A 26558-nucleotide genomic window follows, 5' to 3' on the forward strand; every position below is an offset into this window, starting at 1 on the left:
TAAAGAGTGTCTGCATAAATAGTGTACTACACTAATTGAATTACAGACTTGAGAAAATTTTCTTCAAGCTTATATTTATATGAGACAATGGTTAAGGAAAAGTATTCCATTACATACAAAAAATAAAAAAGATGAGAGAAAAAAATTTCCAAAACGTTATATAGGGTGTAAAAGCTTTTACAAAAAAATAAGGGGAATCGCTACATGAAATCAAATGAGAAAAATTTTATAAAAAGATTACAGCGACAAAAAGAAGATGCGCTAGAATTCGTTGTCGATACATACTTACCACTCATAAAAGGAATCACGCACAAAGTTCTTCTTCCGGTTCAAAATGATGGACTCATAGAGGAATGTGTAAACGATATATTTCTTTCCATTTGGAATAATGCAAATAAATTTCATGGAGAGCCGAATGATTTTAAAAAATGGATTGCGGCGATTGCAAAGTTTAAGGCGATTGATTATTACCGGAAAGCGACTAGAACAGTAGAAATTATTTCAGATGAGTTTCATATTAGTACAGAAAAATCGGCAGAAGATGAATTAATCGTTATGGAAGATAGGGAAGAGTTATTGAAGCTTATTAATCAATTAAAACCGTTAGATCAAAAGGTGTTCATTATGAAATATCTTCTCGGTATGAAGACAGAGGAAATCGGTGACAAGTTAGGATTAACCAGGGCGGCGATCGATAATCGTGTGTACCGGGGAAAAAAGAAACTACAACAAAATGCTACGAATATTAGGTTTGGAGGTAGTGCAATATGAAAGACATTTATGAACTATTAAATGACATTGACATAGATGAAAAAGAACTTGAGGAAATTGAGGCTTCTGAAATTGAAAAAGAAAAAGTAAAACGTAATGTAAAACAATCGATACGTATGAAGAAAAAGATGAAAAGTTGGAAAAAGGGTGTCGCTGCTGCATCTATTTTAGTAGGATTATCAGTTGCAACGCTTGGTATCGGGTTTCCTACATATGCCGGGGGATTGCCGATTGTAGGTGATATATTCCGATTTTTAGATAATGGTAGAACAGGGTTATATGAAAACTATAAAGCTGACGTAGAGAAGAAAACGGGGCTTCATTATAATTATAAACAATACGCTACAGTACTAAATATGACAAAAGAAAGCAAGGGAATTAAGATAACGATTAATGATGCGATTTTCGATGGGAAGACAGTATCAATAAACTATTCTATAGAAAGTAACAGGGATTTAGGCAAAAATCCAAGTACGTTGGATTTTTTAACTATTAAAGGAGCAGGTGCCCAATCAGGAAGCAATAAAATTACTAAAGTCGCTGATAGAAAATATACAGGTTTAATAAAAACAAGTAGCGATCTAGTTAATAGTAAAGAAACTACAGTGAACGTTGAATGGAGTATAAAAAGTATAGACATTTTAGAAACAGAAGAAGAGATAAAAGGGGATTGGAATTTTAATATTAATCTAAAAGGAATAGAAAATAAAGAGCAATTGATTAGAGGTAGTACAGAAAAAGATGGTGTAAAAGTAAATATGGAGAGAATGGAAATAACACCAATGTCGTTTATTTTATACTACAACCAGGAAGTATCTCAAGAAATAAGGGGTGTATGGGATGGAATGGATATCGATTTAGAAGTGAGGGATGATTTAGGTAATCAGTATTCTGGGGAAGGAAATGGAGGCTCAGGTGAGGATTCTTATAATTTTAATTGGAGTAAAACATTCCAACAACTCAATGAGAATGCAACCAAGCTAATAATAACGCCTCACGTTAATTTAAGAATTCACACTCCTGAAAATTATGGCTCGGTAACAATAGTTGGAGGACAGGTAAAGGAGAGTTTCGTGTCTCGAAAACTGGGAGGCAATAAGGGTATTGTGTTAGATGATATTGTCATTGATTTAAAGAAATAAATAGAGAGACTGCCTTAAATGAAGGCAGTCTCTTTTTGTTAAGAACTAGTTACGAGTAACGCATGCGGATGCTGCGTTTTATACTCATCTTTCCATGTAACGTTTAGTTGTTCCCACGTTTCACCGCTATCAGTGGATTGAAAGATGCCATTGTTATTTAAAGTGTAAAACGTATGTGGTTCGGCTGGATTTGTAGCAAACATCGAAATGACTGTACCAATTGCAGATGGTAGACCTTGCTGTACTTGCTGGAACGGAGTATCTTTCGTTTTCCGATAAATATAAGATTCATAAGGAATACGGTGATGAGCAAGGTCGGCACTTGGTGCGGCAGAAACGAGAATTGTATCGCAATCAGCCGGATCGATAGCCATGCTGTATAAATAATGATGCTCAAGTCCGTCACTACATGAGATCCAGCTGTTTCCACTGTTATAACTTTCAAGATATGCACGATCAGGTCCGCCCATAAATCCGTCACCACATGATGCATAAAGGCGATTTGGGGCTTCAGGGTGCATGAGTAATTGATGAGCATCGATAGGAGCACCGAATTTTTTATCAATCCATGTATGCCCTTTATCATTACTTTGAATAACAGCACCAGCTTCGATTGAAACATGGAGTGTATTTGGATTGTTTGGATCAACTGTAATCCAGCGTACGTGATGGGTAAAAGGTCTAGGCGGAAAAGCCCACGTATAGGAAGATAATAATGATTTCATATTTTTAAGTTCAGTCCACGTTTCACCACCATTTTCTGAACGGAATAAAGCACTAGGTTCTGTACCTACATAAACGACGCCGTAGCCGTTAACTTGTTCATTTGAGCTTATCGTTATAGAAGTAATAGAAGAGTGTAAAATACCATCCTCTTTAGGGAAATCAAAGTAACGATATGAATCTCCAATTGGTCTCCACGAATCCCCGCCATCGTCACTTAGCCATAAACCTCGTCCAAATGTGCCGCAATAAACACGATTTGTTTGGAATGGATCAACCACAATACAGGTAGGTTGCATATTTTGTAAATGATATGTGGTTTCATAGTTACCATATTGTTCTTTTACTACAACAAGTTCACGCTCCATGCAGAGAAATAGTCGTTTCAATTTTGTAACCCCCTTAAAAATTCTTTCATTAGTAAACAATATGAAAATAAAAAAGAAGTAGTCTTGTTTTTAGTTGAGAAAAAGGACTTGTTTGAAAAGTAGCGAAGTTTGTATACAGAGGAAGCGGGATAAAGTGAAACTTTAATCAGTGGGATATTGTTCATCTTCTACGGATTAGTAGCATTCACTATCGGGCGTTAATGGGGGATAAAGATAGGGAATTTGTTTCATACTAACATACAGATATTGCACTTAAAGGAGCATTTGTATGGGACACTCACATGATCACGGTCATTCAAAAAATAAAAAAGCGTTATTAATTGCCTTCTTATTAACAACAAGCTTTATGATTGCTGAAGTTATTGGCGGATTTGTAACAAATAGCTTAGCACTATTGTCTGACGCAGGGCATATGTTAAGTGATGCAGTATCCTTAGCTTTAAGTTTACTTGCGTTCAAGCTTGGGGAAAAAACGGCAACGGCCGCGAAAACATATGGGTATAAGCGAGTCGAAATGTTAGCGGCATTATGTAATGGTGTCGTTCTTATTGTCATTTCAGTATATATTTTTATTGAAGCAATTCGTCGTTTTAAGGAACCAGTTGAAATCGCTAGTAATGGAATGCTCATTATTGCTGTGCTTGGTCTGCTTATTAATATTGTATCAGCTTGGATATTAATGAGAGGCGGAGATGTGAAAGGTAATTTAAATTTAAGAAGTGCGTTCTTACATGTACTAGGCGATTTATTAGGTTCAGTTGGAGCGATTATTGCTGCGTTACTTATTAAATTTTTTGGATGGACTGCTGCAGATGCGGTTGCTAGTATTCTTGTGTCTATTTTAGTCATTATAAGTGGATGGCGTGTAACACGTGATACAGTTCATATATTAATGGAAGGTGCACCGCAGCACATAGATGCTGAAGAGGTGAAAAATACATTATTAAATATTACTATTGTAAAAGAAGTTCATGATTTACATATATGGTCTGTAACATCAGATTTTCAAGTATTAACTTGCCATCTTATTATCGAAGGTAATGAAACGCAAAGCGTATTGAAAGAAGCAACGGATGTATTAAAGGGGAAATTTCATGTAGAACATGTCACCATTCAAGTTGAAATAGAAGGTGAATTTAACCATAATGAGACAACTTGCAAAGTATGAAAGAAAAAGGGTATGAAAAAATGTCATAACATTTTTCGCGTGGCATACATATATATAATGTGGCCACAAATACTTTGTAAGGTAAATATTTCATAAGATTACTTTACTTATTAAGAATCATCTTTTATAATCAAAAGTGGTAATTGATAAAGATTATCATTTTCAATGATCGTAGAAAGGAGTTTTTTAAAAGATGAGTAGTCAACTCCGTTTTGCTGTTGAAAATCGTAAGAGACATTTAATTGATGAGTTAATTGGAGCAGGGGTGTTTAAAATTCGCGACCGACAATTATACGAGCTATCTTTAGAGGAATTGGAAAAAGAGTACGAGCATATTGAAGATTACGCAAATATTCAGGCATAGCATATAGATTATTAAAGAAGGAGCTGGTTACACTTTTGTGTAACCAGCTTTATTATTTCATAGAAATTATTTTTTGTATTTCTTTCATTGGACGGAGCCAGTTTTGAGACATCATTTGTTCCATTCGTTTTTCATCCTGTTTTTGTAGTGCTTGAATTATAGAGTGATGTTCTTTAATAGATTGACTTGCAGGCACGAAGTTTTGGAAAAATAAATATTCAAGGCGTAAAATGTGAAGTTGCATATTTTCTAGAAAAGGTTCAATATATCGGTTTTTAGCAATAGAAGTAATTGTATTGTGAAATCGTATATCTAGTTCTAAAGCTTTTTTTGAATCTTTTTCATGTATAGATTGTTGAAAAGCATCATTTATCTCGGAAAGTAGTTTAATATCAGCGTCTGTAACTTTTTGAAGTGCTTGCTTTCCTATAATTGAGTGAAGACCAGCTATCGTCTCATAAATGATAGATACGTCGTCTAACTTAATAGGCGCGATTTTCGTTTTTTGCCCAGGTACCATTTCAACTAATCCAGAAAGCTCTAAAATTTGTAAAGCTTCTCTAACAGGTGTTCTGCTTACTCCTAGTGCTTCTGCCAATTCCCCATCATTTATTTTTTCATCAGGTCGTAAAACACCTTCTATAATCCAATCTTGCAGTTGATTTAAAACGAGTGACTTTGCTGAAACTCTTCCTGGTTTTTTATAATTTTGAGGGACAGGCATAGTGAATTCAATCCTTTCATTGTATATATTTCTTTTTCGTATTAACAAGCTTTAATTTTGGTTTTCCTTTATCCGGTTTTTGGCTTAATATGAGCACCATTACAATTACACAAAAAGCACCTAATAACTGAAAAGATTGAAACGGTACGTGCAAAATAAGCACAGAAGAAATAATAGCTGCGAGTGGTTCTGTACAGCCAAATAATGTTGTTTCTTTAGGCGTAAGGTATCTTATGCTATCTAAGTATAAATAAAATGCGATGAGTGTCCCGAAAATGACGACAAATGTAATGAGCGGGAGGGTACTTAGTTTTACATATTTCATAGTTGATAATAAAATGAATTCGTTTGTGGAAATAAAGTGTAAAATCGTTACGCCAATCCCCCCAATGATCATCCCCCATCCAACGATAACGGATGAAGACCACTTTTCTAACAATTCTTTTGAATACAAACTATAAAATGCAAGAGATAGTCCAGATAAAACGCCCCAAATGATAGCAGGTGTAGATACAGCTAAGTTATGAACAGAACCGTTTGTTAGTAAGAGGAAAGTCCCTAATAATGAGAGGGAAATTGAAATAAAATCAATTCTTGATGGACGAACATTCCATTTGAAAAGTAGGTACACAGTGATGAATATAGGAGCTAAATATTGCAATAATGTTGCAACGGCAGCATTTCCTTCTTTAATGGAAGCGAAATACGTATACTGTACAGCAAGCATACCTAATAGGCCAAACAAAATCATTTTATTCGCATCAGATTTTTGTTTCCAGATCCCGAATATTTCCTTTTTGTTCTTTCCAAATGATGAAATGAGGAGTAAGATGATGCCGGAAATAAGCAAACGGATCGTAACTAACCATTCGGTAGAAACATTTTCGTATTGAAAAAGTTGTTGTGCGGCTGTTCCAGACAACCCCCATAAACAAGCGCCTATTATGACCATAATAATTCCTTTTAATCGATGTGGCTCCATAAGATATATAGTCCTCCTTTCAAAAAAATATATTGGATACAATATGCAATATATCACATAATGGAGTGTTAATAAACTGAAATTTCTAATTAATAATAAAATTGTTTAGTAAGAACGATAATCTCTTTTTGGGGATATGGTAAAATATTGTAGGGGTGGTGTTAATATGCTAGCGGGATTTTTAATTTGTTTATTTGTTGGATTACTTATTATTTTTTTAGGATATCAAATACATGTGAAAAAGCGATTGTTTTTGTTGGCAGGTTATCAGGAAGAAACGTTTGTTGGAGATAAAAATAAATTAGCGAAGCTTTCAGGGGTATTTTCCTATACAGTCGGAGTTGCTACTATAATATTACCGTTTGGATTAGAAAAAATAGGTGATGAAGTTGGTATCGTATATGCTATATTGATTGTTTTAGGTACAATTGTGTTTCTTATTAAAGTAAATTTTTTAAATAAGAGTACTACAAAGTGAAAAAAGGCTTCATTCTACGGAAGCCTTTTTATTTTGGATTATGAAGTATAAGTAAAAGCTGGAATGGGATCAGCAAAAGTATGCCAGTCTTGTTGCATTTCCGCTTCTGTTAATAGACAGTCATCTAATGATTGTTCAATTAAAGAACGATCCATGTCAATGCCGATAAATACAAGTTCAGTTATTCGATCTCCGTATCGTTCATCCCAGTTTTTCAATACTTCTGGTTCTTCTGTAATGATTTGATTTTTTTCAGTTTCAGGTAATGCTGATATCCATTCACCAGCTCCTTGAATTGTAATTGAGGAACCTGCTTGAGACAGAAGTCCTATCATATTATTACGAGAGGCGAGCCAGAAAAATCCTTTCGCTCTTACAACATCTAAAGGCCATTTTTCTAGCCAATTCATAAGGCGTTCAGGGTGGAAAGGATGTTTACGACGGTACACAAAAGAGTTGATAGCGTATTCTTCCGTTTCTGGTGTATGGTGTTCATTATTTAATTCTTGCATCCATCCCGCCGATTGACTGGCTTCTTCATAATTAAATAAATGAGTGTTTAAAATTTCTTGTAATGGTACTTTGCTAAATGAAGATTCAATAATTTTTGCACCAGGATTTAATTTCTTTAGTAAATGATGGAGTTCTATCATATCTTCTGTTTCTAGTAAATCTATCTTATTAAGAATAATGACATTGGCAAACTCAATTTGATCTATTAATAAATCAATAACTTCCCGAGTATCATTTTCATCGATTGCCTGTTTACGGTCTAATAAACTATCTCCATCTGCAAAATCATCCCAAAATCTATTTGCATCTACAACTGTAACCATCGTATCGAGACGACAATTTTTCGTTAAATCAATGTTAAGAACTTCGTCAGTATAAGTAAATGTTTGAGCAACTGGAATAGGCTCGCTTATACCAGAAGATTCAATCACAATATAGTCAATATCACCGTTTTCAACAAGACGATTCACCTCTATTATTAAATCTTCTCGTAGTGTACAGCAAATACAACCATTTTGAATTTCTACTAATTTTTCCTCCGTACGTGAAAAACCTCCCTTTTTGATAAGAGAAGCGTCAATATTTACTTCACTCATATCATTAACGATAACAGCTACTTTTAAGTTGTTCTTATTAGTCAAAATATGATGTAGTAAAGTGGTTTTTCCAGCGCCTAGAAAGCCGCTTAATACAGTGATAGGTACTTTTTTCATGAAATAATCTCTCCTTTAAATCGTAATTATTACGTTTTATATTAAATGATAAAAAAGAAAAAATCAATAATAAATCATAATGGTTACGATTTAAGAATAGAATAGACTATAAAATTTGTGTTGTAGTAGTATGAAGTATTTGGACAAGCACACGTTTAAATATAAATAAAATGGAGGCGGAAATGTTGGTCTTTAATAGAGTTTCAAAAGAATTAATAGGAATAGCTCTCATGGCTATTTTTCTCTTTTTATTATTTTTTGTAGATTTTACAAGTCTAGCAAATTTGCATAAAAGTATGCCGCAAGAATGGCTGAATGTGAATACGGTGTTTTTGAGTATTATTTTTGAAGCAATCCCCTTTATTTTATTAGGGGTAATTGTTTCTTCTCTCATTCAACTGTTTGTGACAGAAGATATGATTCAAAAGGTAATGCCGAGATCTCCGATTGTTGCAATGATTCCAGCGGTATTTGTCGGACTCCTTTTTCCAATGTGTGAATGTGTCATTATACCAATTGTAAGAAGACTTATTCAAAAAGGGCTCCCTCTTCATGTAGGAATAGTCATTTTACTGAGTGCACCTATTATGAATCCAGTTGTTCTTTTATCTACTGTATATGCGTTTCAAAGAAATGATGCCGTTGTATATGCACGCTTTGGGATAACAATTCTTGTTGCTCTATTCATAGGTCTAATTATGTATTATTGCTATCGTGGGAGAAATGTTTTAAAAAGCGTAGAGGTTCCGGTTCAGAAAAGACAAAAAAAGAGCTGGAAGGATGTTGTGAATCACACTGTAGATGAGTTTTTTGATACTGGTAAGTATTTATTAATTGGAGCTTTTTTAGCGAGCGTATTTCAAACGTTTTTTGACCGGAATGTACTTGATACAGTAGCACATAACGAAGTAATTGCCCCAATTGTTATGATGGGATTTGGTTATGTTTTATCAATTTGTTCAGCAGCTGATGCGTTTATAGCGGCATCTTTTGGACATGTTTTCTCAGTAAAGGCGCTTCTCGCATTTCTTGTGTTTGGGCCGATGCTTGATATGAAAAATACGTTAATGCTATTTGCATATTTTCAAAAAAGATTCGTATTCTTTTTGATGGGAATTGTCATTTTATCTGTGTATACTATCCTGCAAATCATAATGTTATAGGAGGTGAAAAAGAATGGAGAAAGAGGAGCAGAAGGCATATCATGGCTATATTCGTGGCATTATTTTAATTGGTTTAGCAATGCTCTTATTTAAACTACTTGTAACAGGAAATATTTATAATTTTATCGCTCCAAAAATGATTAAATTTACGTATATAACTTTTGTAGTAATTTTACTTCTTGGCTCTTTACAAGTTTTGGGAAATGGGAGAGAGGAAGAAGATGATTGTAATTGTTGTATGCATCATAGGATATTAAAATCAAGGATGAAAAGTTTCTTTGTATATGTTTTATTTGTTGTTCCAATTATTAGCGCTTTTCTATTTGGAAGTGTAACAATTGACGGAAGTTTAGCGATAAAAAGGGGCATGAATCAAAGTGCACAGGCGATAAGTATGGAAAAGAACGAAAAAGAGGGAAGGCAGGTAACTTCTGATTGGCGAGAAGTATTAGTTGATCAAGAAGAACCCAAAAATTCACCAGCGACTTATCAAACGGAAGAGCAATTAGCAAAAAGTATGTTAGGACAGCGCAAAATACAAGTAGAAGATAAGGATTATGTTCAAACAATGAATATAATTGGCCAAGATGTTAATGGGTTTAAAGGGAAAGAAATTACATTCTCAGGGTTTATATATAATGATAAAGATGTGACGGGTAATAAAGTAGTAGTGGCTCGATATGGCATAACTTGTTGTATTGCGGATGCATCAGTCTGGGGGATGATTGCTACGGGACAAAACGTTGAAAAATTTCCAGAAGAAACATGGGTGAAAGTAACAGGGTTATTAGATCGAACAACATATAAAAGAACGCTATTTCCACTTGTGAAAATAAGTAAAGTAGAGAAGATTAATAAGCCAACAGATCCATATGTATATGATGCTTTACCTCAATAAGATAGAATTAATTCTTCATCTTTTTATGAAATATAATCATAATCACGACGCCAAAAAAATAAAGATAAGAGTAATTTGGTTTGTTAAAAATATGTGTATAAGGAGATACGCGATGAACTGGGTTACTCATAAACCATCGTTTGAATTTGAAAATTTTAGTCCTATTATTCGGTCACAATCTGCGTGGAGTGGGCATTTAGATTTCGCATATGATTTAGTAAGATTTGAAGAACCAGCAACTTTAGTTGAGTTAGGTACGCATTTAGGTGCTTCCTTTTTTAGTTTTTGCCAGGGGGTAAAAGATGGTGGGTTAGCAACAAAATGTTTTGCTGTAGATACTTGGGCTGGAGATGGGCATACAGGTCCATATGGAGAAGGGGTTTTTCAAATAGTAGAAAAAGTGGTGAGGGATAACTACCTGAATATAGGGAATTTAATTCGGTCTACTTTTGATGATGCTCTGGATGAGTTTCAAGATGAAACGATAAATCTTTTGCATATTGATGGCTATCATACGTATGAAGCTGTTTCTCATGATTATAAAACATGGTTACCTAAAGTTGCGAAAAATGGTATTGTATTATTTCATGATATTGAAGTTAAAAACGGTGATTTCGGTGTGTATAAGTTTTGGGATGAGGTCAAGGTGAAATACCCTCATTTTCAGTTTGGGCATTCATATGGACTCGGAGTTTTATTTCCGAAAGGTTGTAGCGATAAGTTTTCGGAAATACTTAAAAATAAAGAAGAGATACAAAATATGTATAAATAAAAGAGGGGCATGCATCGATTAAATGATGTGTGCTCTTTTTTTATGTGGAAATATATTATTACATATGAGGTGAAAGCGGTAGTAAAAAGTTTTGTTGAGGCAAATATTAAAAAGGTTATTATCGGTTAATAATTAGTGGGGATGGATAAAACCCTCATTGATTAAAGTTTTATTTCATTAGGTGTTTTTATCTAAATAAATAAAAATACAACATTTTTTATATTTTTCATTGCGAAAAGCGCAATCTACTTTTACAATAGAAAGGGTTGTGAATATATTATACTGAAAAAATAAATCGAAATAATATGAAAATTTTGTTTTGTCTTCGCTAATTGTATACTACATACACGTAAGACTACATACATCATGTTATCGACTTGTAAGGAGAGAAAAAAATGAAAAGTGTAAGATTACCATCGATGCTAGAAATTATTATTCTTTTATGCCTATTTCTTGCTGTCGTCTTTTCCTTCCAAACGATTTTTGATCTCCCAATTCAATTAGCGCTATTTATTTCATGGTTTTTAGTTATTGCGCTTGGATTAAGATTAGGATTTCGTTATCAAGAATTGCAAGATGCAATTACGAAAGGGATTTCTAATGGATTAGAAGCAATTCTTATTTTAGTTGCAGTTGGGGCTTTAATTGGAACGTGGATTGCTGGTGGGGTTGTACCTACATTAATTTATTATGGATTAGAATTCATTCACCCTAGCATATTCTTATTGGCAACTTTAATTATTTGTTCAATCACTTCTATCGCGACAGGAACATCATGGGGAACAGTTGGAACTGCAGGTATTGCTATGATGGCGATAGGTGAAGGGCTTGGATTACCACTTCCGCTTGTTGCGGGTGCAGTCCTTTCAGGAGCTTATTTCGGAGACAAATTATCACCACTTTCTGATAGCACAGTTCTTGCAGCTTCTATGGCGAAAGTAGATGTTATTGCTCACGTTCGAGCTATGCTCGTATTAGACGTTCCAGCTTATATTATTACCAGCATTATGTTTACTGTTGCTGGATGGATGTATGGCGGGGATAATGTAGATTTAAATAGAGTTGAGTTTTTAAAAGAATCTTTATTAAAGCACTTTGATATTAAAATATGGATGCTTGTTCCAGCGGTAATTGTTATTGTGCTATTGGCGATGAAGAAACCATCTATGCCAACAATTGCTATGGGAGCTTTAATTGGTGCAATTTGGGCAACACTTTTCCAAGGAATGAACTTTGGAGAGGCAATTGGAACAGCATATAACGGATTCTCAATTCAATCTGGTGTCGAGTTTGTCGATAAGTTATTAAACCGTGGTGGAATTAATGGTATGCTTGGTTCAGTAGCTGTTATTATTTTCGGCTTAGGTTTTGGTGGATTACTTGAAAAGTTAGGTGTTCTAAAGGTAATCGTATCGAAATTTGAGAAGAAATTAAATTCTGCAGGTAATGTAACATTGTCTACATTAATCGTTGCGTTTTTAGCTAACATATTTGGTTGTGCGATGTACGTATCACTTATTTTAACACCAAAAATTATGGAAGAAAGTTATGATAAATTAAAAATAGATCGCCGTGTATTAGCACGTAACTCAGAAGTAGGTGGAACGTTAACTTCTGGTATGGTTCCGTGGTCGGATAATGGTATTTTTATGGCTGGTATTTTAGGTGTATCAACATTATCATACGTTCCATTTATGTGGCTAAGCTTCGTATCACTCATTTTAGCAGTTATTTATGGATATACAGGCAAGTTCATTTGGTATGTAGATGATGCGGATAAAGGAAAGCAAGCATCATAAAAAAATTACCTTCTGCGGTGGCGGAAGGTAATTTTTTTTATATGTATCAATGAGAATTCTTATCATTTGATGGAAAGTCTGTTAAAATAAAAGATGTAGGTATTTTATTTTCAAGGGGATGAAAAAATGGAGTACAGAATTGAAAGAGATACATTAGGAGAAATGAAAGTTCCAGCTGATAAATTATGGGCAGCACAAACGCAGCGTAGTAAGGAAAATTTTCCGATTGGAACAGAGCATATGCCGCTTGAAATTGTAAAAGCATTTGCGATTTTAAAGAAGAGTGCAGCGCTTAGTAATCAAAAATTAGGAAAGCTATCAGAAGAGAAGACGCAAGCAATTGTGGAAGCTGCTGATGAAGTTATCGCAGAAAAATGGAATGAACATTTTCCACTTGTCGTATGGCAAACAGGTAGTGGTACACAATCGAATATGAATGTAAATGAAGTAATTGCAAACCGCGGTAATCAAATTTTGAAAGAAAAGGGATCTGACGTACATATTCATCCGAATGATGACGTGAACATGTCTCAAAGTTCCAATGATACGTTCCCAACAGCACTTCATGTAGCGTGTGTAATTGCGGTAGAAAATCATGTATTGCCAGCTATTACGAAATTAAAAGAAACATTAGCAGAAAAAGTAACTGCATTTGAACATATTATTAAAATCGGTCGTACGCATTTACAAGATGCAACACCTTTAACGTTAGGACAAGAAATTAGCGGATGGCACCGTATGCTTGAAAAAACAGAGCGTATGATTGCAGATAGCAATACATATATGAAAGAATTAGCAATTGGTGGTACTGCGGTTGGAACTGGAATTAATGCGCACCCTAAATTTGGTGAGATGGTAGCAGAAGAAATTAGTCTGTTTACAGGTAAACAATTTGTTTCTGCACCAAATAAATTCCATGCGTTAACGAGCCATGATGAAGTTGTATTTGCACATGGAGCATTAAAAGCATTAGCTGCTGATTTAATGAAGATAGCTAACGATGTGCGCTGGCTTGCAAGTGGTCCACGAAGTGGTCTTGGGGAAATTATTATCCCTGCAAATGAACCAGGAAGCTCTATTATGCCAGGTAAAGTAAATCCAACGCAAAGTGAAGCATTAACAATGGTTGTAGCACAAGTTATGGGGAATGACACAACAATCGGATTTGCTGCGAGCCAAGGTAATTTTGAGCTAAACGTATTCAAACCAGTTATTGCTTACAACTTCCTGCAATCTGCTCACTTATTAGCTGATGCAACCGTTTCGTTTAATGATAAATGTGCAGTTGGTATTGAAGCAGATGAAGAAGTAATTAATGAAAATGTAAATCGTTCATTAATGCTTGTAACAGCGCTAAACCCACATATCGGGTATGAAAATGCCGCGAAAATTGCAAAGCATGCCCATAAAGAAGGGTTAACTTTAAAAGAAGCAGCATTGCAATCTGGACTACTAACAGAAGAGCAATTTGATGAGATTGTAGATCCGAAAAAAATGATTGCTCCGAAAGAATAATAGAAGAGGCCAAGATTCTTAATTTAGAATCTTGGCTTTTTTATCCCGCTATTTGCCGGGCAGCAGGGCTCCCACCTCAAAGTTCGGCTGAAGCAAAGAAGCTAGGTGGGAGCCCTGCTGCCCATAAACGCCCGATTGGTGAAGGCTAATAATCAGTGGGGGATGAACAAAACCCCCACTGATTAAAGTTTCACTTTATCGCATATTAATTTTTAATTCCTTGCGGAAAAGTAAATACACATAAAGGGTCATATTTTTTACTGATTTTTCTTAATTTGTTCGCATGTGTCCCATAATAAGCGTTCATATAATCTTTCAAATCGCTGTATGGGAAATTGATGAATGAGCCTTCTGTTATAGATTCTATATAGTCAAATCGGCTTTCTAACCATTGGGAATTATCCTTTTTAACAATCGGATCTTCCCATATAGTTTGGATGCCTAGAATATAATGTGCATCGCGGTAATAAAAAGCGCTCGCATCTTTACCTACATCTTGAATTTTTCCTCCAAGGGGATAGAGACTTATAGCTGCAAAAATACTACCGGAAGCTCTATCTTCAATAAGACTAATAATTGTTTCGATTTCTTCCTCGTTATATTGTTTATGAACGAACCGGCCTGTAGATTTAAATTGTTCAGACGAGGGATATGAAGATTCTACAATGGCCATTGCTTCAAGAAAACTGATATATTGTAAATTCATCTTCACCCCGTTTATATTGAGTAAATCTTGTAGAATGAACGCTGCATCTTCTGGGGTACCGTAATATAAACCTCGTCCATATATTGCAAGTCCTTCCACAGCAGAGTTGTATATGCTCGCACCGATTGTCATCTTACTATTTAAATTTACTAGCCAGCTTTGCCATGTGTGAAGAAATTCCTTTTGGATGTCTACTGAAGCGTTAGGCCAATATAGTTCAACGAAAGTAACTTTATCAACTATTGGAGGGAGCTTAAAAGTTAGCGAAACAACGATGCCAAAATGTCCGCCACCTGCCCCGCGACAAGCCCAAAATAAGTCTTTATGGCAAGTTTCATTAGCTGTAATTACTTTACCTTTATAGTCAATTAATTCTAACTCTATTAAATTGTCACAACCAAGGCCGAAATACCTACTAGAATAGCCCCAACCGCCACCTAAAGTGTATCCACTTACTCCAACAGTTGGACAAGTTCCTCCCGGAAATGGATAACCTTTTGAAGAGATAAAGTCATAGATTTGTTTATTTTGAGCACCACCTTGAATGACTAATGTATTTTTATGTTCATTAAGCTGCATACAGTTCATTTTACTTATATCAATTACGAGGACATTGTTTCCGACAGAATATCCTTCGTAATGGTGTCCACCAGAACGAATGCGAATAGCAATTTCATTTTTTCTCGCCCAAATAATCGCATTACTAACATCCCATTTCGTAAAACAATAAATGATAGCTAAAGGAAACTTTTGAATAGCCCGATTCCATTCTTGTCTAGCTTCTTCGTACTCACAATCATATCTTGTAATAATTTCACCTGTTAATCCTTCATAACTTAACTCATACATAATAAGCACCTTTCATTCATTTTGTGTAGTAGTTTGTTTTTCTAGAAATAGTGTATGTTCGTATCGTTTGTTTGTGATGAAGGCGTAGTATCTTTATGTAATAAAAAATAGACTAACTATTGGGGAGTTAGCCTGAGGGGAGAATAGATATGTAAACGGCGGTTTTACTTGGGGAGGATATTCAATTCTTATATAGTTATCTTAATAGCATTGAACTGTCTCAAACAAAATTATTCATTTGAGGTACTATTGATTATTTTCACATTTGGCCAGTTTTCTTTTAAGAGTGAAATGAATTTCTCCTCTTCTTGTGGTACGAAAGATGTTACTGAGTCGAATAAATTATAATGAATTTCTATTTGTTGTCTTGTCCAATTTTCTGAACGAAGCTTTTTACCAGAGTATTTAATGTGGCGTATATCTTCAAATGGAATTTCAGTACGGAGTATGAAACCATGTTTAACAATAAGGGCAGATTCTGTTATTTTGTAATGAGAAAAATAGAAAGAAGAGAGATTCACGATATTTAAGAGCATCATGAGAGTGAAAAAAATAGAATTCTCATTTTGAAAGAATAGAGAAATGAAAAAAACGACTAAAAACAATGAGATTAAAATGATATGAAATGGATTTTTTTTCGCTTTAAATTTCAAGTAAATCACCTCGGCATACCAGTCATTAAAATAATTAAATCACAATATTGTAATGAAACGTAAAAATATGCAACATTACATATTCTTACGTTTCATTATTCGTGTAAACTTTTTTTGATGGGGTAAATTTGAATGAAGTTTTCAAAAGTGGAGTTGCATAAAATGATTTGCAGAAAAAGTATTAAAGTAATAGTCATAATTAGTTGTATGATGCTTAGTGGTTGTTCAAATAGATTCGTTGAGGATGGAAATCGAAAACATGTATTTGTAAAAGCAAGTAAAGTTTTAGTAGAGGTTGTTTATAAAATATATAAAAGGTAAAAGGTGTTTTCGTATATGGAAACACCTTTTTGTAGTTAAAATTGAATGCTGAAGTTTTGGAATGTGTGAATGCCGGTTCCATGTTGAATTAGGTTTGTATCACTTAAATATTGAACAGCATATTTCACATCTTAATAATAAGTGGTTTCTAAAAACACATTCGCTGTTTGTTGGGATAAGTCCTTTTTATAACGTATAAATAGATATTTTTATAAAAGTTTGTAAAATAGGTAAACGAAATATTGAATTGTTTACTTTTGGTATGGTAAGATGATGGAGTGGTAATAAACAGTATCGTAATTTGTTTATGGTTTTAATAAACCTTTTGGAGGAATGTTTAGTATGAGTGATATTTCAGAGAAGTTTTGGGATGCGTCGATAGAGGAATTGAAGAAAGGGTATGTATTTGACGAGGAAGCAGAGGAGTATGTTTGTTTAGCTTGTGGAGAAACGTTTATTAAAGGGGTTATTTATCAAGAAAATCAAGTTTTGTATGAAGCAAAGAAGTTTGTACAGTTGCATATTCAAAATGAGCATACATCTATGTTTGAATATTTATTAAATCTTGATAAAAAGTTTACAGGCTTAACTGATTTGCAAAAGAAAATGGTTCAGTTTTTCCATATGGGACTTAACGATAAAGAGATTGTAAAAGAAATGGATGGCGGGAGCACATCGACGATTCGCAATCATCGATTTACATTGCGCGAGAAAATGAAGCAAGCGAAAGTATTTTTAGCGTTAATGGAATTGTCAGAAGAAAAATCAAAAGTTCAAACTAAATTTGTACCGATTCATAGAACAGCTACGATGGTGGATGATAGATACAATATTACAGAGGAAGAAAATGCTGAAGTTTTAACAGTGCATTTTACAGAAGGTTTGGATGGACCGCTTTCTAAATTTCCGAAAAAGCAAAAGCGTAAATTGATTATATTACGTCATTTAGTGAAGAAATTCGATAGTAATAAAAAGTATACTGAAAAAGAAGTAAATACAGTTTTAGAAAATATATATCCGGATTTTGTAACTTTGAGAAGATATTTAATCGAATATGGTTTTTTAGATAGAACAGCTGATGGAAGCCAATATTGGGTGAAGTTATAAGAATGAAGAGAAGAAAATGAATAGATGCACATAATAAAAACAACTATACAAAGAGATAGAGGATTACAGATACGAAAAATATGTTAAAGTTCTATGATGAATTTGAAAATAGTGAGTGGAAGAGGCAATTACTTTGACGAGCAAACAGTATAGAAATGGTTGGAGTAATTACAACTATTTGAGCACCGATTTAACCGTGCAGATTTTAAATAAAAGGAGAAATGAAATTTGAAACCACCTACAGATAACAATAAAGAAGGTGTAGAGTCACAGAAGTCAGAAACGGAACATAAGCCGATATGGAAATCGATGTCCATGTTTTTAGTACCGTTACTTTTAAGTAATGTATTACAGTCAGTTGGACAGTTATTTGGAATGGTAGTAGTAGGAAGATGGCTTGGCGTAAATGATCTAGCAGCTATATCGGCATTTTTCCCGTTATTTTTCTTACTCGTTTCATTTGTAATTGGAATTGGTTCTGGTAGTTCAATTTTAATTGGTCAGGCATTTGGTGCTAAAAATGAGGAGCGCTTAAAAGCTATCGTTGGTACGACGCTTACGTTTACTTTTATTATCGGAGTCGTGTTGGCGATAATAGGTAGTATTTTTGCGATGGATATTATGCGTCTTATGGGAACGCCAGAAAATATTATTGAAATAAGTGTGCATTACGCAAGAATTTTATTTATATCTATGCCAGTGTTATTCTTATATTTTGCATATACAACATTTATGAGAGGTACAGGAGATTCAAAAACGCCATTTTACTTTTTAATCGTAAGTACAGCGCTAAATATGATTTTATTACCAATTCTTATTTTTGGCTGGTTAGGAGCTCCGAAATTAGATGTTTACGGAGCAGCCTATGCTTCAGTTATATCTACAGTTATTACGTTTATTGTCATGCTAGTGTATTTAAAGAAGAAAAATCATCCACTACAATTAGACGGGACAGTAAGAAAATATCTTCGTATGGACTGGGAGTTATTAAAATTATTGTTACGCCTCGGTATTCCAGCGAGTATTAATATGATATTAGTTTCATTATCAGAGATCGCGGTAATCGCATTTGTAAATCGGTACGGTTCAGATGCAACAGCGGCGTATGGCGTTGTGAACCAAGTTGCAAGTTATGTACAAATGCCAGCGGTTAGCCTCGGTATTACAGTATCAATTTTTGCAGCGCAATCAATTGGTGCGAACCAATTTGATCGATTGCAGAAAGTTGTTAAGGCCGGAATTATTATGAATTATATAATTGGTGGTGTATTAATATCTCTTATTTACTTGTTCTCAAGAGATATTTTAGCACTATTTTTAACAAGTCAAAATACAATTGACATTGCTCATAGTCTAATCATGATTACATTATGGAGCTACTTAATTTTCGGTCATGCACAAATTATTAGTGCGACAATGCGAGCAAGTGGTACTGTACTATGGCCAACTGTAATCAGTGTTGTATCAATTTGGCTTGTTGAAGTACCTGTGGCGTATTATCTTTCTTACCATACGAGCCTTGGAATAGAAGGGATATGGATTGGGTATCCAGCTGCATTCATCGTCAGCTTAATATTACAGTATGCATATTATAAGCTTTCATGGCAGAAGAAACGAATTACACGATTAGTGAGTTAAAAGATGAAAATGTCCCTAAGTCATTATACTTAGGGACATTTTTTTATGAATGCTTATAAATAACTTTTTAAAGTTATGTCAAAATGTTGTCTAATGAGTTCTCCATTATTCATATAAAACTCCCAAGCTGTATCTGGCTCACCGATAATTTCAAATGAACCTTCTGTAATATATAAAGCGCAATTATCTTCTAATGCAATACCTTCTATATTACCTTGGTGAGTTTGTAAAAACGTATGGAAGGCATTCATTCTATTTAATTGATTGTAATGGGGGCAAAATCTTTTGTTAACAATACCCCAGCCACTACTTTCTATATAACCGGAACCTTCATAATCTGAACGAATGCTAGATGTGAACCAGCACATAGCACCGGCACTATATCCTGCAATAAGTGTTCCACGTTTTAAAGCAAATAGTAACTTTTCATCTAGTTTATGTTCTTTCCATTGTTCAAGCATGTGAACGTAATTTCCACCGCCAAGGTAAATTAAATCGGCAGAATGAATCATCTCATCTATTTCATATTTAGTAGGTGTTTCGGTTGAAATGCGTAAAATTTGAACCTCACAATGTAATTGCTTTTCAAATGTTGCTAAAAATAACTTTATATATCCTTCATCATCACGACTAGCTGTAGGAATGAATAATACTTTTGGGTATTGTTTATTCGTTAATTCTATAAGTCGTTCATTAATATGCAAGTGATTTGGATCTTGTAAATCACCGCCACCAATGACAGCTAATTTCATAGTAAAGCACCACCTAATAATATTTGTTATGTAAAAATTCGATAGTGGGGAGTTACATTCCTTCTGTGATTTAATGAATAAGGGGAAATAAAGTGAACAATATATTGAAATAGCATAAGGAGTCGATAGCTGTGGATAGAAAGGAATTAGAAGCAGTTTATCCCGCTATTTGCGGGCAGTAAACTCCCGCCTCAAAATTCGATTGGAGCAAAGCAGTTAGGTGGGAGCCCTGCTGCCCGTAAACGCCCGATTGGTGTGGGCTAATAATCAATGGGGGATGAACAAAATCCCAATTGATTAAAGTTTCACTTTATTGATATATAATACTGGAAAATATTGTTTCAAAATATGGGAACAATATGTTTAAATGAATATAACGACGTACTAATGAATGTTGAAAGAGTATTTATATTTAAAAAGTACAGGGAATACCAAAAGTTTTACAAAAGTGTTTTTTACTTTTTGTAGGAACTTATTTTATAATATAGTTAAATTATATTAATATATTTATTAGCGTAGACTAAAAAGAGGGAGCGTGAAAGAGTGGATTTTCGATTTGAGTTCGCAGCGAAGGTGAAAGAATATTTAGATGATGAAAAAGATGAAAAAATAATAAAAGATGGACACAGAGATATAATTTATAAATATTTATATCCGTTAGAGAGTGAAATTGGAATTTTTAAAAACCCTAACTTTACTTTTTTTGCATCAGGAAGACGTTCACATATAGTATTAGAAAATATTGAATTTAAAACAGAAGTAAACGTAGAAAGTAATATAATTGAAATTACAAAAATAGTGGATAATGTGGTGATTCCATTAGATACTATCGTAGCTAAAGATCGGGAATTATTTGCACTTGGGCGTAATGAGAAATTTAGTGTACAAATATTAGAATATTATCTCTATGATACATTTGGAGAGAAGTTAGGTCTACAATGAATCGAACGTGGTACAGATAACTAATTAGTGGAGATTAGGATTCATTTAAGTATCAGTTAATATCATTTATATTTGACCTTCTATATATTTTGTACTACAATTTGTAGTGTGAAAGGGGCCATACGATGTTTACTCAAAACTACAAGTTAAATGAGCATGGGTTAAATCACTTTTTCGGACCGCTTGAAGCGAAAATAATGGAGATTGTTTGGGCTACTGAGGGTATTACCATTAAAGATGTGCAACAGAAATTAAGTGAAGAATCCCCGGTGAATTTTAATACTGTAATGACAGTTATGAACAGATTAGTAGAGAAAGCACATTTAGAAAAGCATATCGTGAAAAGAAGTGGTATGTATCGTACTACACAAACGAAGGAAGAATTTTTATCTAATCAAACGAAGAAAATGACACAGGAATTAATGGGTGAATTTGGAGATCTTGTTGTGAACCATATGATAGATGAGTTAGAACAAGCTGATCCATCTTTAATAAAAAAATTAGAAGAGAAATTAAGTCAGCTAAAAAAAGAGGACCGATAAAATGAAGTGGCAAATGCGTAAAATCGTTTTGTTAGCAGTGACTATTAGTGTGCTTTTTTTAAGCATGTTAGTATACTACGTTACATACCCATTTCTTTTTCAAAATAAAGCATTTTTCCTTTCGCAATTTTGTTTATTTGAATTACAAAAACATATGAGGGAACTATCAATACTTCGTATAATGATAGCCGGATTACTGTTATTTACTGTAATCATTATGAGTAAAAGAATTTGGAAGCAATTTTTTTATAGTAAAAAATTGAAAAGAAATCTCGTGTCTATTACTAGAAAAGGAAAGCAAGTGTACGTATTATCAACGTTACAGATTACGGCATTTACAATTGGATTATTTCGACCGAAAATTGTCATTTCAGAAGGAATGTTTCAGACATTTTCTGAGGAAGAAATTGATGCGATTGTTTTACATGAGGAATATCATCAAAAAAATCGAGATCCATTAAAGTTATTTTTCTTTACCTTGTTAGCTGAGGGAATGATGTATATTCCTATATTAAAAGGGATGCTGCAGCGTTATCATGTATATCAAGAGCTATCAGCTGATAAATATGCGATGCAAAAAATGAAATCTTCATTTGAGCTAGGTAGTGCATTATTAAAGTTAATTAAAATAAAAACGATGGAAAATCAATGTATTACAGCGTCGTTTGCAAAAACCGCAATTAATTTACGAATTGAGCAAGTGTTGAATGAGAAAGTTGTTAAGCTGAATATGCCATTACATACAAATTCAGTATATGTAACGTTAGGGCTATTTTGTATGTCGATTGTACTTATTGTCGGAGAGTGTATATAGCCTCTTTTTTTAATAATTAACACTACGCATTGTAGTGTATCTAGGAGGAATAAAATGAATGCGGCGGATTTAACAATTTGGCTAGTAGTAGGGGCTGGGATACTTTCATTTATATCACCATGTTCTTTACCGCTATATCCATCTTATTTATCATATATTACAGGTGTGTCTATTCAAGATTTAAAAGAAAATCGTGGAATTATGCAAAAATCAGCGATTATACATACAGTATTTTTTATGATCGGTTTCTCGGTTATATTTTATGCGTTAGGTTTATCGGTGAGTTGGATTGGGATTACTTTTTCATCTAATCAACGATTGATTCAGCAAATTGGTGGAATTTTTATTGTTTTGATGGGGTTATTTATGACTGGATTGTTTCAGCCTAAGTGGCTTATGGCAGAGAAAAAAGTGCAGTATAGAAGTAAATCGACAGGCTATATTCGCTCGATTTTGGTTGGTATGACATATGCAGCAGGATGGACACCGTGTGTTGGTCCGATATTTTCTGCAGTACTTATGCTCGGAGCGACCAATCCTGAAAGTGCGCTTCTTTATATTACGGCATATACTCTTGGCTTTGCAGTTCCGTTTTTCGTGATGGCATTTTTTATTGGAAAGGTAAAATGGATTGTTACTTATGCCAATGTCATGATGAAAATCGGCGGTGGAATGATGATTTTAACAGGGGTTTTATTATATACAAATCAAATGACGAAAATTACAGCGTTCTTTATTCGTCTATTCGGCGGATTTACGGGATTTTAGAAATGAGGAGGAAGAAAAGTGAAGAAACTAATTGCTATTATACTAGCTGGGGCACTAATTTGGGCAGGAGTTAACTTTTATAATACTAAGAAAGAAGAAAAAGAAAGAAAAGCGAAACAAGCGGAGTTACAAGAGAAGGAAGTATTACCACAAGTGGGATTTAAAGCGCCGAACATAACATTAAAAGGATTAGATGGGAAGCTTTATTCGTTAAATGATGCAAAGGGAAAACCATATGTTATTAATTTTTGGGCATCATGGTGTGGTCCATGTGAAATGGAGGCTCCTGATCTAGTTCGTTTGTATGATAAATATAAGGAGGATGTTGAAATCTTTGCGGTAAATGCAACAATCGGGGATCCAGTACAAGAAGCGAGCGCATTTGCAGATCGTCACGGATTTAAATTTCCTGTTCTATTAGATATGGACGGAGTAGCTGGAATAGATTATAAAGTATTCTCTTTACCAACGACATTTTTTGTTAATAAAGATGGAATTATTGTAGATCATGCACGAGGTGTATTACCTCCAGATCAATTAGAAGAGAAGTTTAAGAAAATAATTGAGAATTAAGAGGGGATTTCATAGTGATGGAGTGGATGGTGAGGTTACAACCCGTTTCTCTTATAATAGGAAGTTTATTTGGATTTACTCTAATGAAACTAAGGATGAAAAAGCAAAATATTCAATATGAAAAAATGATGGATGCAGTAACGAATGGCTTTCTTATCATTGTATTAGTATGGAAATTCGCACCGGCAATTTTAAATCCGGTATGGGCCATTGGGGCGCCAATGCCAGCATTATTAGCTGTAGGAAGTATTCAGCATATTATAGTAGGATGCGTAATTGCGAGTATATATATTGTTTGGAAAAGTAAAAAAGAGCAATTTTCTCTTCGGATTTTACTTGATATATTACCTTTTGGATTTTGCGTGAGTATAATCTTTTATTTTATATTCCATCAAGAAGTAGGTGCACAAACGACACTGCCGTGGGGGATGAAAATATATGAATCAAAATTTTTGTATCATCCTATTTTTATGTATGAGATTATACTCGCACTCGGTATAATTGGCTCGTTATGGATTAAAAATGAAAGATTAGGAAATGGAAAGAATATAAGCTTTTTTCTAATTTGCGAGGGAATTGCTCATATCATTATTTCACTTATTAGTGAACAAAATTCAGTTCTATTTGGTCTTTCAATACAGCAAATACTCAGTTTTTTTGTTATTAGCTTAGGGATTTTGTTAGTACCAAAAAAATAAAAGTAGCCATGCACGGAGAGCATGGCTATTTTTGTATCATCATATGAATTAAAAAATCGGCGGAGTAACAGAAAATAAAACAATCGCATTTTTCTCGAATTGATTTACCCATTTATGTTTTAAATAAGCTGGTATTTTTACGCTATCACCAGTTTCTAATGTGTATTCTTCTTCATTTAAGTGCAATGTGATTTTTCCATCTAATACAAATGCTAATTCTTCTCCTTTATGTTCTAGAACATTTTCTGATGAAGCAGTATTCGGTGGGATAGTCATAATTGCTGTTGCTAAATTTCCTGTGAAATCAGGTGATAACAATTCATATGATAAATTATCGATAATCATTTTTTTTCTTTTATGAGAACGTACAATTAAATCGTCTGTATTATTTTCTTCAAGTAAAAAACTAAATGTTGGAACATCAAGAGCTTTTGCAAGTACCTTTAATGTTTGAATAGAAGGGTTAGCAGAACCACGTTCAATTTGACTAAGCATTGATGGTGTGATTTCGGCCATCTTTGCTAATTCTTTACTAGTTAATCCTTTTTCTTTTCTTTGTTTTTCAATCTTTTTACCAATATCTATATTTTCCATTATAAATGCTCCTTAATAATTATTAAATTATATTTAAATAAATTAAATTGAAATTAACTAAAATGAATTATTTATGTTAAACTATATTAAAATTAAATTAATTATAATTTATTATATGGCTATCTACAAGGATATGAGGAGGAAGAGGAATGAAGGAGATAGAGGCATTAAAAGAGCAATATCCACTAGTAAATAACTTAATCGCAACAGAAGAAGTATTTTGGATAAACCCGAATATGGAAAAGTATGAAACAGCAATAAAAAATTCGCCACTTAATGAAGAACATGTAAAAGACGCGGAAGAGAGATTAAAGCGTTTTGCACCATATATTGCGAAAGTATTTCCTGAAACGAAAGAAACAGGCGGTATTATAGAATCACCTTTAGTGAAAATCTCTTCTATGAAACAATCTTTAGAGAAAAGTTATGGGAAGCCTATTTTAGGGGAATTACTATTAAAATGTGATAGCGGGCTTCCGATATCAGGATCAATAAAAGCTAGAGGCGGAATATACGAAGTGCTGAAACATGCAGAGCAACTGGCACTTCAGCATGGAATGTTAACAGGGAAAGATGATTATTCAATTTTAGATAGTGATAGATTTAGAGGTTTTTTTGCGAAGTATTCAATTGCAGTAGGTTCTACTGGAAATTTAGGGCTTAGCATCGGTATTATGAGTGCGAAATTAGGTTTTAATGTGACTGTTCATATGTCGGCAGACGCAAAAGAATGGAAAAAAGATTTATTAAGAAGTAAAGGTGTAAACGTTATTGAATATGAAGCTGATTATAGTAAAGCAGTAGAAGAAGGAAGACTGCAAGCAGATGCAGATCCTAGCTGTTATTTTGTTGATGATGAAAACTCGCATGATTTATTTTTAGGATACGCAGTAGCAGCGTCACGTTTACAAAAACAATTAGAAGAGTTAGAGATTGTAGTAGATGAAGAATACCCTTTATTCGTTTATCTTCCGTGCGGGGTAGGTGGTGGGCCTGGCGGAGTAGCATTTGGTTTAAAGTTATTGTATAAAGACAACGTACACTGTTTCTTTGCGGAGCCTACGCACTCTCCGTGTATGTTACTCGGTTTAATGACAGGGCTTCACGATAAAATTGCCGTTCAAGATATCGGAATTGATAATGTAACCGATGCGGATGGACTTGCGGTAGGAAGACCATCTGGATTTGTCGGTAAAACGATGGAACCATTTTTGAGTGGAAATTACACAGTAAGTGATGAGGAGTTATATAGATTATTAAAAGAACTGGCTGATACTGAAAATATTTATTTAGAGCCTTCTGCATTAGCGGGTATGATAGGGCCGTTGAATGTATGTAAAGCTGAAAATGAGTATTTACAAAAACAACAGTTAACAGAGAAGGTGAAGAAAGGTACTCATATTGTGTGGGGAACTGGTGGGAGTATGGTTCCGGAAGACGTGATGAATGGGTATTATAAGAAAGGTTTGGAATTAACGTTAAAATAA

28 protein-coding genes are annotated in these 26558 nt (G+C 34.0%); 20 read left to right on the plus strand and 8 right to left on the minus strand.

The window, feature by feature from the left end:
• Nucleotides 1-204: 204 nt before the first annotated feature.
• Both MKY70_RS09055 and MKY70_RS09060 read left to right on the plus strand, forming a co-directional pair.
• Nucleotides 205-771: a sigma-70 family RNA polymerase sigma factor gene (locus MKY70_RS09055; RefSeq protein ID WP_088031600.1), complete on the plus strand. Its 567-nt coding sequence runs from the start codon at nucleotides 205-207 to the stop codon at nucleotides 769-771.
• Nucleotides 768-1913: a DUF4179 domain-containing protein gene (locus MKY70_RS09060; RefSeq protein ID WP_088031599.1), complete on the plus strand. Its 1146-nt coding sequence runs from the start codon at nucleotides 768-770 to the stop codon at nucleotides 1911-1913. Before MKY70_RS09055 ends, MKY70_RS09060 begins: the two co-directional genes overlap by 4 nt.
• A 38-nt stretch (nucleotides 1914-1951) precedes the next feature.
• Here MKY70_RS09060 and MKY70_RS09065 read toward each other — a convergent pair whose 3' ends face one another.
• Nucleotides 1952-3025 carry a glycosyl hydrolase gene (locus tag MKY70_RS09065; RefSeq protein ID WP_088031598.1) on the minus strand — a complete coding sequence of 358 codons (1074 nt, stop codon included), beginning with the start codon at nucleotides 3023-3025 and terminating at the stop codon, nucleotides 1952-1954.
• Nucleotides 3026-3293: 268 nt separating this feature from the next.
• On the opposite strand from MKY70_RS09065, the gene MKY70_RS09070 reads away from it, so the two are divergent.
• Entirely contained in the window at nucleotides 3294-4193 is a 900-nt protein-coding gene (locus tag MKY70_RS09070) for a cation diffusion facilitator family transporter (protein ID WP_002012090.1), read from the plus strand.
• A 193-nt stretch (nucleotides 4194-4386) separates the two neighbouring features.
• Nucleotides 4387-4557: a Fur-regulated basic protein FbpA gene (fbpA, locus tag MKY70_RS09075; protein WP_002012091.1), complete on the plus strand. Its 171-nt coding sequence runs from the start codon at nucleotides 4387-4389 to the stop codon at nucleotides 4555-4557.
• 52 nt (nucleotides 4558-4609) lie between these two features.
• Here fbpA and MKY70_RS09080 read toward each other — a convergent pair whose 3' ends face one another.
• Both MKY70_RS09080 and MKY70_RS09085 read right to left on the minus strand, forming a co-directional pair.
• Nucleotides 4610-5281 carry a GntR family transcriptional regulator gene (locus MKY70_RS09080; protein WP_002030983.1) on the minus strand — a complete coding sequence of 224 codons (672 nt, stop codon included), beginning with the start codon at nucleotides 5279-5281 and terminating at the stop codon, nucleotides 4610-4612.
• A 16-nt stretch (nucleotides 5282-5297) separates the two neighbouring features.
• On the minus strand, nucleotides 5298-6263 hold the full coding sequence (locus MKY70_RS09085; protein WP_341024007.1) for a DMT family transporter: 966 nt from the start codon (nucleotides 6261-6263) through the stop codon (nucleotides 5298-5300).
• A 166-nt stretch (nucleotides 6264-6429) separates the two neighbouring features.
• On the opposite strand from MKY70_RS09085, the gene MKY70_RS09090 reads away from it, so the two are divergent.
• The gene (locus MKY70_RS09090; protein WP_060751569.1) at nucleotides 6430-6741 is read left to right on the plus strand and encodes a DUF3784 domain-containing protein; all 312 of its coding nucleotides are present in this window, start codon (nucleotides 6430-6432) and stop codon (nucleotides 6739-6741) included.
• A gap of 38 nt (nucleotides 6742-6779) precedes the next feature.
• Here the strand turns inward: MKY70_RS09090 and MKY70_RS09095 are convergent, their stop codons facing one another.
• Nucleotides 6780-7967: a GTP-binding protein gene (locus tag MKY70_RS09095; RefSeq protein ID WP_341024008.1), complete on the minus strand. Its 1188-nt coding sequence runs from the start codon at nucleotides 7965-7967 to the stop codon at nucleotides 6780-6782.
• A gap of 170 nt (nucleotides 7968-8137) precedes the next feature.
• On the opposite strand from MKY70_RS09095, the gene MKY70_RS09100 reads away from it, so the two are divergent.
• The 5 genes from MKY70_RS09100 (at nucleotide 8138) to fumC (ending at nucleotide 14114) form a co-directional block, all read left to right on the plus strand.
• Nucleotides 8138-9130 carry a permease gene (locus MKY70_RS09100; RefSeq protein WP_193663028.1) on the plus strand — a complete coding sequence of 331 codons (993 nt, stop codon included), beginning with the start codon at nucleotides 8138-8140 and terminating at the stop codon, nucleotides 9128-9130.
• A 13-nt stretch (nucleotides 9131-9143) separates the two neighbouring features.
• Entirely contained in the window at nucleotides 9144-10028 is an 885-nt protein-coding gene (locus tag MKY70_RS09105) for a TIGR03943 family putative permease subunit (protein ID WP_060751567.1), read from the plus strand.
• 112 nt (nucleotides 10029-10140) lie between these two features.
• On the plus strand, nucleotides 10141-10800 hold the full coding sequence (locus MKY70_RS09110) for a class I SAM-dependent methyltransferase (protein WP_002030981.1): 660 nt from the start codon (nucleotides 10141-10143) through the stop codon (nucleotides 10798-10800).
• 395 nt (nucleotides 10801-11195) lie between these two features.
• Nucleotides 11196-12599, plus strand: a complete 1404-nt coding sequence (nhaC, locus tag MKY70_RS09115) for a Na+/H+ antiporter NhaC (RefSeq protein ID WP_002135474.1) — start codon at nucleotides 11196-11198, stop codon at nucleotides 12597-12599.
• Between the two features lie 126 nt (nucleotides 12600-12725).
• Entirely contained in the window at nucleotides 12726-14114 is a 1389-nt protein-coding gene (fumC, locus tag MKY70_RS09120; protein WP_002035171.1) for a class II fumarate hydratase, read from the plus strand.
• A gap of 205 nt (nucleotides 14115-14319) precedes the next feature.
• On the opposite strand, the gene MKY70_RS09125 is transcribed toward fumC, so the two are convergent.
• Together MKY70_RS09125 and MKY70_RS09130 are read right to left on the minus strand one after the other, a co-directional pair.
• Nucleotides 14320-15669: an FAD-dependent oxidoreductase gene (locus MKY70_RS09125; protein ID WP_088031596.1), complete on the minus strand. Its 1350-nt coding sequence runs from the start codon at nucleotides 15667-15669 to the stop codon at nucleotides 14320-14322.
• A gap of 230 nt (nucleotides 15670-15899) precedes the next feature.
• Nucleotides 15900-16322 (minus strand): PH domain-containing protein, encoded by a 423-nt coding sequence (locus MKY70_RS09130; protein WP_088291342.1) that lies wholly within the window; start codon nucleotides 16320-16322, stop codon nucleotides 15900-15902.
• A 132-nt stretch (nucleotides 16323-16454) separates the two neighbouring features.
• Here MKY70_RS09130 and MKY70_RS09135 point away from each other — a divergent pair, with 132 nt between their 5' ends.
• The 3 genes from MKY70_RS09135 (at nucleotide 16455) to MKY70_RS09145 (ending at nucleotide 19388) form a co-directional block, all read left to right on the plus strand.
• Nucleotides 16455-16643, plus strand: coding sequence for a hypothetical protein (locus MKY70_RS09135; protein ID WP_341026447.1), 189 nt, complete (start codon nucleotides 16455-16457; stop codon nucleotides 16641-16643).
• 342 nt (nucleotides 16644-16985) lie between these two features.
• The gene (locus MKY70_RS09140) at nucleotides 16986-17750 is read left to right on the plus strand and encodes a DUF2087 domain-containing protein (protein ID WP_341024010.1); all 765 of its coding nucleotides are present in this window, start codon (nucleotides 16986-16988) and stop codon (nucleotides 17748-17750) included.
• Nucleotides 17751-17978: 228 nt separating this feature from the next.
• On the plus strand, nucleotides 17979-19388 hold the full coding sequence (locus MKY70_RS09145; RefSeq protein WP_002086395.1) for an MATE family efflux transporter: 1410 nt from the start codon (nucleotides 17979-17981) through the stop codon (nucleotides 19386-19388).
• A 53-nt stretch (nucleotides 19389-19441) separates the two neighbouring features.
• Here the strand turns inward: MKY70_RS09145 and MKY70_RS09150 are convergent, their stop codons facing one another.
• Complete coding sequence (locus tag MKY70_RS09150) at nucleotides 19442-20140, minus strand: peptidase E (protein ID WP_002031081.1); 699 nt, start codon at nucleotides 20138-20140, stop codon at nucleotides 19442-19444.
• A 543-nt stretch (nucleotides 20141-20683) separates the two neighbouring features.
• On the opposite strand from MKY70_RS09150, the gene MKY70_RS09155 reads away from it, so the two are divergent.
• The 6 genes from MKY70_RS09155 (at nucleotide 20684) to MKY70_RS09180 (ending at nucleotide 24477) form a co-directional block, all read left to right on the plus strand.
• Nucleotides 20684-21082: a DUF3942 family protein gene (locus tag MKY70_RS09155; RefSeq protein ID WP_002031084.1), complete on the plus strand. Its 399-nt coding sequence runs from the start codon at nucleotides 20684-20686 to the stop codon at nucleotides 21080-21082.
• Nucleotides 21083-21207: 125 nt separating this feature from the next.
• Complete coding sequence (locus MKY70_RS09160) at nucleotides 21208-21624, plus strand: BlaI/MecI/CopY family transcriptional regulator (protein ID WP_107887733.1); 417 nt, start codon at nucleotides 21208-21210, stop codon at nucleotides 21622-21624.
• A 1-nt stretch (nucleotide 21625) separates the two neighbouring features.
• Nucleotides 21626-22438 (plus strand): M56 family metallopeptidase, encoded by an 813-nt coding sequence (locus MKY70_RS09165; protein WP_113735570.1) that lies wholly within the window; start codon nucleotides 21626-21628, stop codon nucleotides 22436-22438.
• A 54-nt stretch (nucleotides 22439-22492) separates the two neighbouring features.
• Entirely contained in the window at nucleotides 22493-23206 is a 714-nt protein-coding gene (gene ccdA / locus MKY70_RS09170) for a cytochrome c-type biogenesis protein CcdA (protein ID WP_131929307.1), read from the plus strand.
• A gap of 18 nt (nucleotides 23207-23224) precedes the next feature.
• Nucleotides 23225-23779, plus strand: a complete 555-nt coding sequence (locus MKY70_RS09175; protein WP_002031090.1) for a TlpA family protein disulfide reductase — start codon at nucleotides 23225-23227, stop codon at nucleotides 23777-23779.
• Between the two features lie 14 nt (nucleotides 23780-23793).
• Entirely contained in the window at nucleotides 23794-24477 is a 684-nt protein-coding gene (locus MKY70_RS09180) for a prolipoprotein diacylglyceryl transferase family protein (RefSeq protein ID WP_341024011.1), read from the plus strand.
• A gap of 48 nt (nucleotides 24478-24525) precedes the next feature.
• Here the strand turns inward: MKY70_RS09180 and MKY70_RS09185 are convergent, their stop codons facing one another.
• Nucleotides 24526-25071: a helix-turn-helix domain-containing protein gene (locus tag MKY70_RS09185; RefSeq protein WP_002012259.1), complete on the minus strand. Its 546-nt coding sequence runs from the start codon at nucleotides 25069-25071 to the stop codon at nucleotides 24526-24528.
• A 149-nt stretch (nucleotides 25072-25220) separates the two neighbouring features.
• Between MKY70_RS09185 and MKY70_RS09190 the strand changes: the two genes are divergently transcribed.
• Nucleotides 25221-26558: a D-serine ammonia-lyase gene (locus tag MKY70_RS09190; RefSeq protein WP_341024014.1), complete on the plus strand. Its 1338-nt coding sequence runs from the start codon at nucleotides 25221-25223 to the stop codon at nucleotides 26556-26558.

This window comes from Bacillus sp. FSL R9-9492 (genome assembly GCF_038007365.1).
GTDB classification, from domain to species: Bacteria; Bacillota; Bacilli; order Bacillales; family Bacillaceae_G; genus Bacillus_A; species Bacillus_A mycoides.